Origin of the sequence: Proteus sp. LHD240705 (genome assembly GCF_047921555.1) — a bacterium.
Classification (GTDB): Bacteria; Pseudomonadota; Gammaproteobacteria; order Enterobacterales; family Enterobacteriaceae; genus Proteus.
Window position 1 is genome coordinate 61463 of sequence record NZ_JBLRMI010000010.1, and the last position, 13080, is coordinate 74542.

A 13080-nucleotide genomic window follows, 5' to 3' on the forward strand; every position below is an offset into this window, starting at 1 on the left:
TCTGATATTTTATCTATAATATAATACAGAAGTATTAATCATTTTTAATTTGATATATTCTGAATATGGCTCCGTTGCGTGAATGTTACCCTACATAAAAAACTTATAAATTAGTCAAATTTCGTTACTCATTCACTTTTAGTGTAAGAGCAGAGTAAAACCAGGAGCAACATATGGAATCAATAATCCACTTAATCACTTTTGAAGATGACAGTACAAAAGTTCAACTTAAAGCCGTTCTTTCTTCTTTAGCGGCTAATGTGAAAACCTATTCAAATGAGCAGGCTTTCTTGAAATACTATTTTTCATCAACAAAAGGAGCTCATAAAGAGTGCATCATAATTAATACAAAGAGTAGTGCAGCACCATCAATTGCACTGATTAAAGAACTCAACAAATTGAAAAACATCATCCCTGTTATTATTATTTCTGGGGATAGTTCCATTGAGAGTTGTCGTAACGCATTTAAATCAGGGGCTTTCGAATATTTAACTCGCCCTCTAAATGTGAATGAACTTCTTAATATTGTCTCGGAATCTTTCCTACATTATGAAAGTGAAGTTGAGCAATTCCGAACATATATATCTCTAAAAGATAAATTTGGTAAGTTATCTAATAGAGAAAAAGAGGTTATGGAGATGATCCTTGACGGAAATACGAGCAAAGAAGCGGCAGAAAAACTTTCGTTATCGCCTCGTACAGTTGAAGTGCATCGTTCAAATATGTATACGAAATTGAAAATAAGATCACTACCACAATTAGTTCAAGAGTATGATTTCTTTAAGAAATATGACTTAAGAGCAAACTGATTTATAATGTGATTTCTATTTATCAATGGGTTGTATTATCTTACTATATAACGATATGACCTGTTTAATTTTCATTATATTTTATTAATGAGAGAAAGCTGTACTTCTAAAAATATTCTATTTTGGATGAATTACACCTAATATGGGAATAATTAATACGCTAGACACCATTCTACGATAGAAAGGGCGGCAACTTATTTTGATGCCACCCTTTCATTAGTGTTCGTTTAATTTCAATTTAAAACATTTGTATATTTTATTTTCATAATCGCTATTATTAATAACTATTATCATTGTTTTTTATTAGTAATAGCAATATAAGAATAAATGAAGTCCTTCATTTGATATAAATCATTTTTTACTTATTATAAAGATGAGTATTCTCATTTCTAATTTCTCATTTCCTTTATTCTTATTTTACGAAGAAAATTATTAATGAGTAAAAAATAATACAAAAGAAATTCCCGTCTCTTTTTTTTATGCCCATTTAAAGACTGGTTATGCGTTTTGATTTTCGATTTAAACAAAAAATTCCTTATAAGAAAATTCTAATCGAAGTGTTTTAATTGTGATTATTTAAACAGTAAAATAAGAAATAATAATAAGTATTTCCTTTTATACTCCCTTTTACTTAAGAAATTTATTCTCTTTATAGTTTAATTAATGTAATACATCATTTACCATTTCTACTTAATAATAATCAAATAAAGAGCATCATTAAATGATCACATTGTGTAAGTATAATGCACTAGCCCTAAATAAGTATTAACACCTAGAAAAACAAATGATTATTAATAATTTATTTATAGTCTTAATAAGAGCAAAAAAAGAAGGAATTAATCTGCATAAAAAAATATAAGATAAACTTATACGTTTATTCTTATTTTCACTTTGAGTAAATGCCCTTATGCTATACCCTCCTAACTCGCTTTTTACAAAGAAAAATGAACACTCAAGATAAAAACCGTCGCCCGATAAAAGCAAGACAAACAAACTGGGCTACAAAGTGCAGCCGCTACTTACAACAAAAAGGGGCAACGCCTAACGGCATTTCCGTGTTTAGTGTCATATTTGCATTACTTGCAGGCTTATCACTCTTTTGTGCCCTCTTCTACACATCTGGACTATTACGCTCAATTTTACTGCTCCTTGGCGCTATCATGATCCAAGGTCGCCTCATTTGTAATTTACTAGATGGTATGGTTGCCGTCGAAGGAGGCATGAAAAGTCCAGTAGGTGCTGTTTATAATGAATTACCAGACAGAATTGCTGATACTTTAATTATTTTGGGTGTCGGTTATGGGCTATCTTCTGACTTTTCTATGGCCATTACGTTGAGCTGGGTGTGCGCTTTTTTTGCAGTAATGACCGCTTATGTTCGTGTATTAGGTGGCGCTTGTGGACTAGATCAACAATTTACAGGCCCCATGGCAAAACAACACCGAATGGCGTTATTAACCTCTGTTGCTGTTATTGCTGCATTTATTCCTAATCTTTGGGGAATATGGCTCTTTTTGATTTCATTATGGATTATTATTTTAGGTTCAATGCTGACCACAATTTTCAGAACCCGTCGAATTTTACGGGATTTAGCACAAGGCGTCTGATTAATGAAAAATGGAAAACTTGCTTTAGATGCAAAAGTGGTATCATCCGTTTTAGTCTCTATTTGTCGATTCCTAACAGGTATTCGCGCTAAACAAACTTCTCCTATTGCAAAAGATATTCCTTGTATTTATTACGCTAACCATTCTAGTCATCTTGATGGCTTAGTTATTTGGTCTTGTCTTTCACCCAATATTCGCCCTTATGTTCATCCCGTTGCCGCTGAAGATTATTGGAACAAAAACCGCTTACGCCGTTATTTATCTCATCGTATCTTTAGAGCTATTCTTATTCCTCGTCATGCCGCCAAAATGAATTTTCCACAAGAGGAAAATTCTTGCGGAGAAAGCGCAGAGCAACTTGCTAATGACGCTGCATCATCGGCACCAAATAAAGCCAATGCACTTGCTCTGATGCAAGAAATTTTAGACCAAGGGGATTCTTTAATTATTTTTCCTGAAGGTACTCGAGGTAATGGCGAATCTATTCAAGATTTTAAAACAGGTCTTTGGCATCTTTCTCGTAAAAATCCGAATGTTCAATTAGTCCCTATTTATCTGGAAAACTTAAACAGAGTTCTTCCCAAAGGCTCTCGCTTAGTTGTTCCTGTTATTTGCAGTGCAATTTTTGGTGCCCCTATTGAAGCCACTCATGAACATGAAAGTAAACAAGAGTTTCTAGTAAGAGCAAAAAGTGCGTTAGAGGAGCTACACAATGGAACGTATTAATAACGAAGTCCTCTGGATCTTTATCGGACTCTTCTCTTTCTTAATTATCGCCAGCATTATTGGTGCTATTTTAGCAGCAGTAAAAGGCCCTACATCCACCATCACCAATCTTAATTCAAGGATCAATGCGTGGTGGGTGATGTGTATTATTGCAGGTGTTGCAATAGGGATTGGAGCAATAGGTTCTGTCGTCCTATTTGCTATTATCTCATGGCTTGCATTACGTGAACTTATTACCTTAACACCCACACATCGTGGCGACCATGAAGCGCTGTTCTGGTGTTTCTTCGTTATATTGCCTATCCAATACATTCTTGTTGGTGTGCAATGGTACAACTTAATGGCAGTATTTATTCCCGTTTACGCCTTTCTATTAATACCAACACGTATGGCACTTTCAGGTGACACTCGCCACTTCTTAGAACGTATGGCAAAAGTGCAATGGAGCGTAATGATAGCAATTTATTGCCTAAGTTATGCACCCGCACTTTTAATGTTGCCAATTGAAGGTTTCGAAGGCCGTAATATCAATTTACTGCTCTTTTTAATGATAGTGGTGCAAGTTTCTGACGTACTTCAATATGTGTTTGGTAAATTATTTGGCAAACATCCTATCGTGCCTAAATTAAGTCCAAATAAAACAGTGGAAGGCTTTTTTGGTGGCATTATCTCTGCCAGCCTTATTGGCATGATGTTGTGGTGGGCAACGCCTTTCTCATGGTGGGCTGCATTTTTACTCTCTTTAGTAATCACATTGGCAGGTTTTGCCGGTGGTTTATGTATGTCTGCAATCAAAAGAGATAGCGGAGTAAAAGATTTTGGCACGATGATCGAAGGTCATGGTGGCATGATGGATAGAATGGATTCGCTCTGTTTTGCAGCCCCTATTTTCTTCCACGTTATTCGCTATTTTTACGTTTAGTTTTACTCTGTTTAATCAAAAGCAAACTAACCTATATAAACTAAAATGCCGATATTAAAACTATCGGCATTTTTATATTCCCTGTTTTACTTATGCTAATTTAATATCATAAATTAACTATCATTATATAAATTAAACATTTGTTTTAATTTTGGATTAAAAGTCAATATATTATATTTTACATATAAATCAAATAATTAAATAAAATTATTGCGCATAAAGAGGTCTGCTTTCTCTACTTTTTTATTTATAGTGATAGCTTAGAAAGCTGCTATCTTTTACCCTAACGCTCCTTTTCTTTCTAGATTATTTATCATTATGATCACTTGGCTACTCCTTGCTTTTTCTTTATTACTTTTGGGTTTTAATCGCACTCTTGCACTTATTACACTTGCATTTACGGCAGTTAGCGCATTTATAACTGGCGTTATTACATGGCAAACTTTGCCCATTATTTTTGGTATTCTGCTATTAGCATTTGCTTATTCACGTTATAAAACACAACCACTGCTACGCGGGATCATCATTCTTGCGCTTATCATCATTGCCAGCGGGTTAGCCTTTCACCTTATTCCTGGTTTTAACAATTTACGTTACCTTTCACACACCGCTATAGGGATAAAAAGCGCCCCTTTTTCATTTTATTTCAATGCTGACAAAGCATTATTACCTTTTATTTTTCTGATCTTTATTCCTACGCTTTTTGTCTGCACTCCATTCAAAGAAGCAAATAAATTACAGTGGGCAATGCTAATTATTGCCATTCCTGCACTGTTATTAATCGCCGTAAAACTAGGGGGATTAGCAATTGAATTGCATTTACCATCGTGGTTACCTGCATTTATTCTCGCGAACCTCTTTTTTGTCTCACTCGCTGAAGAAGCATTATTTAGAGGTGTTATTCAGCAAACATTATCACGCTATTTTCCCCCTTATATTGCACTATTAATAGCAGCCACTATCTTTGGTTTAGCACATTTCGCAGGCGGAGTATTGTTAGTTGTTTTTGCTTCACTCGCGGGGATTATTTATGGGTTAGCTTGGATGTGGAGTGGTCGGCTCTGGGTTTCAACGCTATTTCACTTTGCACTTAATCTGACCCACCTGCTCTTTTTTACTTACCCATTTAAAATAGCCTGATTGATTTTTTTTCTTATCGGCTCGAAGGATTTTTTATCCTAACTTTCACCACCTTTTACTGATATCTTAACTTCATCAGTAAAAGGATGTGTGAAACGTGAAAGCACTCACACAAATAGAATACAGATATTCTTATTGCGCCCATTATCCGATGAAATTTTTGTTAGTATGCTTTATCGCTTATCTATAAATAATCAAAACTTCATTCGGTACACAATAACAAGCTCAAAATAATAACATCCATTAATACGATAAGAAGTTGCCTCACTTTACGGTATAGACCTTAGAAAAAATAGGTAAGCTTTGCTCTGTTTTCTTTTTTTTAGTTCAGCATTATCTGCTGAAAATTTGCCTCTTTCGCCATCAGGACAAAAATATGTTAGATCAAGAAATGATCCGCACTTTTATACAGGTCGCCGACTGCCAAAGTTTTACCAAAGCAGCCGATATGCTTCATAAAACATCAGCGGCAATTAGTTACCGTATAAAAACATTAGAAGAAAATATTGGTACCCAACTTTTTAATCGCACCACAAGAACCGTTACACTCACACCGGCAGGCGAATATCTATTAGAAAAATGTCGTCAATGGATTGTATGGCTAGAATCAATGCCTATAGAACTTCAACAAATGAACGCAGGTGTCGAACATCAGGTCAATATTGTGATTAATAATCTTCTTTATGATCGCACCGCTGTTGCCAGTATGTTGGCTTGTCTTCATCAACGTTTTCCTTCTACCCAATTTCATATTACTCGCCAAGTCTATATGGGTGTTTGGGATGCACTTATTAATGAAGATTACCATTTTGCTATCGGTGTTACGGGTAATGAATCCCTTAAGAATAATATTAACATTTGTGCGATGGGCGAAATTCAATGGCAATTTGTTGTCGCGCCGAATCATCCTTTAGCCAATATCAGTGGTGTATTAAGTGATGATCAAATGCGTATGTATTCTGCTGTAAACGTCGAAGATACGTCTCGCCATCTTTCTAAACGTACTGCATGGCGCTTATCGGGTCAGCATGAGATCCGTGTACCTGATTTACACACAAAATTAGCCTGTCATTTAAAAGGCGTGGGAATAGGATTTTTGCCATTAAGTTTATGCAAACCACTTATTGATAGCGGACAGTTAATTGCGAAAGAAGTAAAAAATCGTCGTCATAACTCTCCTCTTTCATTGGCATGGTGTGAAGATAAAAAAGGCGCAGTAGTCAGTTATTTAGTGGAGTTGTTTAAGCAAAATCACCCGAGTGTGCAATCGTTTTACGATCCTTTAAATTAAAAAGGCAAACCGAAGTTTGCCCTTTTACTGTATATTCAGTGACTATCTGAATAGCGTACTACGCTTTTGCTTCTTCATTATTGTTGTTGCTTTCTTTAATAAAGAGGCTTGCCACAATACCGATACAAATCAGAATAGCTGCAAAGTAGAAACCTGAGTCCATGCTACCTGTTTTGTCTGATAGGAAACCAGTTAATGTTGGTGCAAAAACAGAACCCAGCATACCGATACAGTTATAAACACCAAATGATGTACCTAGTGCATGTCGCGGTGAGTTATCAGCAACCACAGCAACAAGTACTGGGTTTGTGCTGATTTTACCGACAATGCCGTAAAGGATCAGCGCGCCAATTAACACAGGCATTGATTCTGACATTGGCACAGCAAGAATAGCGACTAATGACAGCGGTAACATGATCAATAATACAGGTTTACGGCGACCAATTTTATCTGAAACCCAGCTAAAAATAAGTGAACCAGGAATAGCAAACCACGGCATTAATGATGCGATAGTTGAAATTTGTGTCCCAGTAATTCCACGCTCAGTTTCTAAGTAATACGGTAACCACGTTACTAAGACAAAGAAGCCATAGATTGAACAGAAGATGGTGACATACGCAAGGTTGATATTGCGATTACCAAATAAATCTTTAAATGTCAGTTTAACTTTTTGTTTTGGTGCGCCATTTTCTGCCGCAGGTTGTGCTTTTGGCTTATCTTTGATGATCCATAACATAACCAAACCAATAATAATAATTGGCACACCAATGATATAGAACGGAGCACGCCAGCTCATTCCCATCTCACCAACAGAAATACTTGAGATGTAGTAACCAATAGACAAACCAAATGCCATACCACTATTGATAATCGCACTACCTAATGTAATACGATGTTTTGGTATCGCTTCTGAGGATAGACCATACTGAGGGCCATAATAGAAACCTTGGAATATCCCCACCATGACCCATGCAAACATAAAGGTCACGTAAGTTGGCATCATACCCGCAATAATGGTGAATCCACCGAAGAGAACAACACCCGTTACTAATACTTTTTTCTTACCTAAATAGTCACCAATCATGCCTGATGGAATATTTAGTGCAGTATATCCGATAAAGAAAATACTCATGATGGAGCCAAGTTGAGCTTTAGACAGATCAAACTCAGCACCAATATTTACCATTAAAGGGCCAACAATAGCACGGCTACCATACAGCGCAATCCAACCAAAGAAGAAGATAATGGTCAGTTTAACCCAATAAGGGACTTTGCCTTTCTCATTCACTTGTGCATCGTTCATAATGACGCTCCTGAAAGCATTTTTATTAAGACTGATAAATTAAAGTGCCAGACTGACCTTCAATAACTTGTTGAATATTTTGTAATGCACCAATATGAGCTTGTTGCCCTGTTGCATTAACAAAATCACTCACTGCCATGATTTTTGGTCCCATTGCGCCATCAGCGACAGCCATTGGTGCAAGTTCTTCTGGTGTTGCTTCACGAATTGCAGCTTGTTCTGGTGTACCCCAATTTTTATAAATAGCATCTGCCTCTGTTAAAATAACAAAGTGCTCTGCATTTAATTCACGAGAAATTAAAGCCGCCGTTAAATCTTTATCAATAACAGCTTCACTACCAATAAATTCATTATTTGAATTGTTGACTGGAATACCGCCACCGCCACCACAAATAACAATATGACCTTTATCTAATAAAAGTCTTACTGCTTCGATATCAATAATCTTTTTCGGTGTTGGTGATGGCACAACACGACGATAATATTTACCGTCTTGTTTAAATGTCCATTGATACTTCGCAATTAACTCTTCTTTAGCAGCTTCATCATAAATAGGGCCAATAAATTTACTTGGATCGTTAAATGCTTCATCATTAATATCAACGGAAACTCGAGTCATTACCGTTGTAATAGCTTGTTCAGGATGATTTTGATTAATTTTCTGCATCATCATATAACCAATCATACCTTGGCTTTCTGCGACTAAGATATCCAATGGATATGCAGGAACATCTTGATATGCAAGGTTTTGAAGTGCAAGCAATCCAACTTGAGGCCCATTACCGTGTACTAATACAACACGATACTCTTTAGCTAATTTATTAATTGTCTCTGACATCAATTCAATATTTTTATATTGATTTTCAGCAGACAAAACTTCCCCGCGTTGCAATAATGCATTTCCGCCTAAAGCAATAACAATTGTTTTCATAATTATCCGTATCCGAATGTTTATATAAATTCTTTTATTAAAAAATATTAATCAATATGCTGTTGTTGTTTTTTAGTTTGGTAACCAATCCATAAGCCCAGTAATGTATCTGCACCAGAATGATGACCAATAGAGAGTATTTCCAACATATCCTTAAAAATAATCTCTTTATTCTTTATTTTTTTACCTAGTTGAATGAGATAGGTAGAAAATATTCCCTGTGTGGCATATTCCAAATAATGCTTACTGACAATGGTGGTCAATTCAGATAAAGGCGGTGTGTTATTAAAAAAATTATTAAGTTTATTTTCTGGCTCTGCTAAATAATGTGCAAATAGCATCCCCACCAGCATATCATCTGAACTTGGCGTTAATCCGGGACCTTTTCCTGTAAAAATAGCCCAGTTAACCGCATTGCCTAATAGCTGGTTATGAAATAGCTTAGTTAGTAATCTAATTTCACTGAGTTGCGCGATTTGACGGTAATTTTTCAATGAGCCGTATAGCCCCGTTGCAATCGAGGGAGATAACAGAGAAAAAAAACTTTCTAACCAACGTAAATCTAAATTCGCTTTATCTTGTAAGCGCAAATTCTCACTTTGACCTGCGATCAATGTGAGTTTATTTGCGAGTGTCGCTTGATGATTTTTAAGACTCATCACAATCGAGGGATGGCACTGTTTGGCAAAATAATCAAAATCATCTTGTTTTAGTAACCATCCCATCGGGCTTAATCCTTTTCCTTCACGATGAAAAGTCATTAAGCGTTGTTGAGGGCAAATGAAATTCAAAGCATGGTCATAAATGCCCACACATTTAATCTCACCTTCAAAGTCAGTGATATGCTGGCTGGTTTGAAGTGCTTGAATTTGCATAATGCCCCCTTTATTGCTGCACTTTGTCGTTAAAAAACGAGATTAAGCGTCGATGCCTAGCTCTTCAGCAAGTGCAACAATTGCTTTTTCAAAGCAACCTAAAGGTGCGCGTACAGTACCAGCACCAATCTGACCAACACCCGGCTCTTTATGTGCAATCCCTGTGTTAATCAGTGGCGTGATCCCTGTTTCAACTACGCGACGAGCATCTAAACCTAAACATGCACCTTGGAAATCCCAAGTTGGAATTTGCAACATCATGTTGCGTGCAAGATAGATCTCAGCCATTTCTTCAGTCACTTCACGCGCCGCATCCATACCACCTGATGCCCCAACAAAGCGTGTTACACCAGGAGCGGCAACCATTGCTGCGCCACCAATACCGAAGGTTTCAGTGATTGCACTATCACCGATATCTGGATTCGCATCTGCTTGACTAAAGCCTGAGAAGAACAGACCTTGTGGTGTATTTACTGGAGCGGTAAACCATTGGTCACCCATTCCGCTGATTTTGATACCAAAGTTGCTGCCATTACGTGTCATTACAGTGACGATAGTACCTTGCTTGATTTGAGCACCCGCATCCATCGCAGCCTTACAGTAAGCCATTGCTAAGTTCAGGAAGAATTGGTCTGTAATGCTCAGGAATTTAGTTACTTTTGTGATTTCAGCTTCTTCGAAATCTAAAGTGCCTAGTACTGGTGCAAGCTGGCGCAGTAACAGTGCAGATGCGGCGATGTTACGTTGGTGGAATTCATCACCCATCGTAATTGCTTGTCCCATAATTGCCGTCAGATCGATACCGTTTTCAAACGTTGCAATCGCTGCTTTTAATACTGGCGCCAAGCTATTTTGCATCCAATGTAAACGCTCTTGCACATCTGGACCGTAAGCACCAAAGCGCATCACTTTACCGATACCTTCGTTCATGTTGCAGTAAGCGTAGTTACCATGAATGTGGTTTTTGATAACCAGCATTGGCATATGAGCAGAAGTAATACCGCCCATTGGGCCTACTGCATTCACGTTATGGCAAGGAATAAACTCAATTTCACCGGCTTCTAACATTGCCAATGCTTGTTCTTCAGTTTCTGCCCAACCTTCAAATAAAGAAGCACCGATACATGCACCGCGAACAGGGCCACTCATTTCCCCCCAAGTTACTGGTGGACCTGCGTGAAGTAATTTTTTACCTGTCTCTAAAGCAGGAACAACTTCTTTTGCTAAGCTAACATCACACCAGTGAGGACGGGCTTCACGGATACGTTCGATAACTGCTTCATTCGCTTGTTCGATAGTTGAGTACATATCTGCAATTCCTTATTTCAATTTCTTTAATATTTCAGCCAGTTTTTTATTGCCACCTGCGACAGGTGCCCACTGATAATGAACAACGGGGGTGCCACTTGATTGCAGATCGTCTGCAAAGCTACGTAATCCTGCGTTGATCACAGAGATCCCGTTAAGCAGTGGCGACACTTCAGCATGTGCTTCTGCTGGATGAGGCTGGATTAATTCTTTGGCTAATAAAACGGCTTCTGGCAACGTATCCATCACAATAATGCCCGCTTCTTTTAGCTGTTTTTGCTGTTCGCTACGGTTTTGTGGATCGTCTTCAGTACCCGTGATAGTTGCGATAGTGATCAGTGGATTTGCTTCGCCACGTTTCTCATTCAGTTTTTTGATTTCCTGAATTAACGCGCCAGCTGGATCTTGAGTTGCGCCATAACCAATAACAAAATCAACCAGTAACACGCCCGCTTCAGTTTTATTACTTAGCTCACTGATAAATTTGTTACGTGTAGATGGGTCAATCATTGGGTGTGGTTTACCCTGTGTATAGAAGTCATCACCCATATCGATAATTTTGTGACCATCAGCATCTAGCATCGTGCCTTGTTTATGCTCGTTATCGACTTCAACATTGAGTTTTTCAGATAACAACATGGCGCACTCAGCCGCTAACGTACCACCGGCATAAAGACCAATGATTTTCTTACCTGCTACTTTTGGTAATTCCGCGGCAATATCTTCAACACGAGCTAATTCAGCCGCAATACGTGCAGTTTCATCTAAAGTGCGAGTGAAATAGATATTGTCGTCTTGGAATTTCTCAGGTTTTGTTCCTAAGAATTGAGCCACAATCGGTTTGTTATGGCGTTTCATTTCAGCAATGATTTTTTGGCGAACAGCTGGCGCTGGTGGCTTAGAAACAAAAGCAATAACTCGAGTATTAGGATCAGCAGCCAGCATATTGATAGCTGTTATTGCACTGATGCCACCAATTTGCTCAGTTAAATCACGCCCACCTAAACCAATGGAGTGAGAAATACCTTGGCGCTGTAAAACAATCTGTGAGGTGATTTCTTGAATACCAGTACCTGATGCGCCCACAATACCTATTGAACCTTTAGGTGCAATATTCGCGAAAGCAAGAGGAGCACCCGCAATATTCGCAGTACCACAGTCAGGCCCCATCACAATCAGACCTTTTGCAGCTGCTTTTTCTTTTAATGCTTTTTCATCTGCGATAGAAACGTTGTCAGAGAACAGCATAACGTTACAGCCATCTTCTAAACCGGTATCAGCTAATTCAGCCGCATATTCCCCCGCAATAGAGATAAGTAACATATTGGCATTCGTGCTTTTTTGTTTAGCGGTACGCCAGCTACGCACTGTCGTTAATTTGTTACCACCTTTTTGACCACTGGCTATCTCTGCCAGTGCTTCCTCTAATGCCGTAGAAATCATATCGATAATGGAAGGATCGTCTGATTCCGCTTTAATCGAAACACAAATGTCATTCGGTGTGGCTTCGTTAAACATGTCGTGCCAGAAACCGGTGACATCGAGAAGAGATTTATTCGCTGGTGTTCCCATCATGACGGAAATTTCTTCCACCTCTGGGGCTTCACTTAATTTTCGGGAAATAATCATCAGGCTTACTGAATCCTGAAAGCTCCCTTTTTTAATAAAAGCATGGATCATTATGATATCCTTAACGCATTTAATATATGTAACAGCACATATCTATTTGCATTTCGTTTTTTTGATAATAAGAAGCCTATTTGCTTAATTTATTAAGCAATATAAATAAATGTCTGATTTATTAATTTCTAATCTCTGTATATAAACATACTGAAGAAATATCGAAATGTAGAGTGACAGAAGTCACACTTACTTATTGTAAAAAATTTTTATTTAATCGAACGATATTTATTAAATAAATTATGATGAGGAAAGCTTATTAATTTAAGGATAAAACCTAAAACTTCATAGAGGAATTTAACGAATAAGAAACAATCAATGGAATACAAACTTCAAATAAAACAAAGACAACCAATTATCAAGTTACAATTTTATAACATACAACAATAAATAATTATTATCAATAAATAAAAAAGGCTATTTTCCTTTGTTAAATTTTTAAGTTAATCTTTATTTTCAATTGTATTTAATTTTATAAAAAACAAAAA

11 protein-coding genes are annotated in these 13080 nt (G+C 37.3%); 6 read left to right on the forward strand and 5 right to left on the reverse strand.

Annotation, left to right across the window (positions count from 1 at the left end; genetic code table 11):
• Positions 1-173: 173 nt before the first annotated feature.
• The 6 genes from ACNART_RS16050 to allS all read left to right on the forward strand — a co-directional run bounded on the left by ACNART_RS16050 (position 174) and on the right by allS (position 6495).
• On the forward strand, positions 174-809 hold the full coding sequence (locus ACNART_RS16050) for a response regulator transcription factor (RefSeq protein WP_109371383.1): 636 nt from the start codon (positions 174-176) through the stop codon (positions 807-809).
• A gap of 944 nt (positions 810-1753) precedes the next feature.
• Positions 1754-2416: a CDP-alcohol phosphatidyltransferase family protein gene (locus ACNART_RS16055; protein WP_198625900.1), complete on the forward strand. Its 663-nt coding sequence runs from the start codon at positions 1754-1756 to the stop codon at positions 2414-2416.
• 3 nt (positions 2417-2419) lie between these two features.
• Complete coding sequence (locus ACNART_RS16060) at positions 2420-3142, forward strand: lysophospholipid acyltransferase family protein (protein WP_198620859.1); 723 nt, start codon at positions 2420-2422, stop codon at positions 3140-3142.
• A complete protein-coding gene (locus tag ACNART_RS16065; protein WP_198620860.1) occupies positions 3129-4064 on the forward strand; it encodes a phosphatidate cytidylyltransferase in 936 nt (311 codons plus the stop codon). Before ACNART_RS16060 ends, ACNART_RS16065 begins: the two co-directional genes overlap by 14 nt.
• Positions 4065-4382: 318 nt before the next feature.
• Entirely contained in the window at positions 4383-5204 is an 822-nt protein-coding gene (locus tag ACNART_RS16070) for a lysostaphin resistance A-like protein (RefSeq protein WP_416303637.1), read from the forward strand.
• A 376-nt stretch (positions 5205-5580) separates the two neighbouring features.
• Positions 5581-6495 (forward strand): HTH-type transcriptional activator AllS, encoded by a 915-nt coding sequence (gene allS / locus ACNART_RS16075; protein WP_198620862.1) that lies wholly within the window; start codon positions 5581-5583, stop codon positions 6493-6495.
• A 58-nt stretch (positions 6496-6553) separates the two neighbouring features.
• On the opposite strand, the gene ACNART_RS16080 is transcribed toward allS, so the two are convergent.
• Genes ACNART_RS16080 through ACNART_RS16100 form a run of 5 tightly spaced genes read right to left on the reverse strand, consistent with a single transcriptional unit; the run spans position 6554 to position 12592 of the window.
• Positions 6554-7798: an MFS transporter gene (locus ACNART_RS16080; protein WP_196533970.1), complete on the reverse strand. Its 1245-nt coding sequence runs from the start codon at positions 7796-7798 to the stop codon at positions 6554-6556.
• Between the two features lie 25 nt (positions 7799-7823).
• Positions 7824-8729, reverse strand: a complete 906-nt coding sequence (locus tag ACNART_RS16085) for a carbamate kinase (protein ID WP_160230627.1) — start codon at positions 8727-8729, stop codon at positions 7824-7826.
• Between the two features lie 47 nt (positions 8730-8776).
• Positions 8777-9604, reverse strand: coding sequence for a DUF2877 domain-containing protein (locus ACNART_RS16090; RefSeq protein WP_198632692.1), 828 nt, complete (start codon positions 9602-9604; stop codon positions 8777-8779).
• 42 nt (positions 9605-9646) lie between these two features.
• Positions 9647-10912 (reverse strand): DUF1116 domain-containing protein, encoded by a 1266-nt coding sequence (locus tag ACNART_RS16095; protein ID WP_100160111.1) that lies wholly within the window; start codon positions 10910-10912, stop codon positions 9647-9649.
• Between the two features lie 12 nt (positions 10913-10924).
• Entirely contained in the window at positions 10925-12592 is a 1668-nt protein-coding gene (locus ACNART_RS16100) for an acyl-CoA synthetase FdrA (RefSeq protein WP_198625903.1), read from the reverse strand.
• Positions 12593-13080 lie beyond the last annotated feature (488 nt).

What these genes read in the sequence shown, in the direction of transcription:
- ACNART_RS16100 (WP_198625903.1), bottom strand. Translation starts at nt 12,592, where the DNA reads ATGATCCATGCTTTTATTAAAAAAGGGAGCTTTCAGGATTCAGTAAGC.
- ACNART_RS16095 (WP_100160111.1), bottom strand. Translation starts at nt 10,912, where the DNA reads ATGTACTCAACTATCGAACAAGCGAATGAAGCAGTTATCGAACGTATC.
- ACNART_RS16090 (WP_198632692.1), bottom strand. Translation starts at nt 9,604, where the DNA reads ATGCAAATTCAAGCACTTCAAACCAGCCAGCATATCACTGACTTTGAA.
- ACNART_RS16055 (WP_198625900.1), top strand. Translation starts at nt 1,754, where the DNA reads ATGAACACTCAAGATAAAAACCGTCGCCCGATAAAAGCAAGACAAACA.
- ACNART_RS16065 (WP_198620860.1), top strand. Translation starts at nt 3,129, where the DNA reads ATGGAACGTATTAATAACGAAGTCCTCTGGATCTTTATCGGACTCTTC.
- ACNART_RS16080 (WP_196533970.1), bottom strand. Translation starts at nt 7,798, where the DNA reads ATGAACGATGCACAAGTGAATGAGAAAGGCAAAGTCCCTTATTGGGTT.
- ACNART_RS16050 (WP_109371383.1), top strand. Translation starts at nt 174, where the DNA reads ATGGAATCAATAATCCACTTAATCACTTTTGAAGATGACAGTACAAAA.
- ACNART_RS16060 (WP_198620859.1), top strand. Translation starts at nt 2,420, where the DNA reads ATGAAAAATGGAAAACTTGCTTTAGATGCAAAAGTGGTATCATCCGTT.
- ACNART_RS16070 (WP_416303637.1), top strand. Translation starts at nt 4,383, where the DNA reads ATGATCACTTGGCTACTCCTTGCTTTTTCTTTATTACTTTTGGGTTTT.
- ACNART_RS16085 (WP_160230627.1), bottom strand. Translation starts at nt 8,729, where the DNA reads ATGAAAACAATTGTTATTGCTTTAGGCGGAAATGCATTATTGCAACGC.
- allS (WP_198620862.1), top strand. Translation starts at nt 5,581, where the DNA reads ATGTTAGATCAAGAAATGATCCGCACTTTTATACAGGTCGCCGACTGC.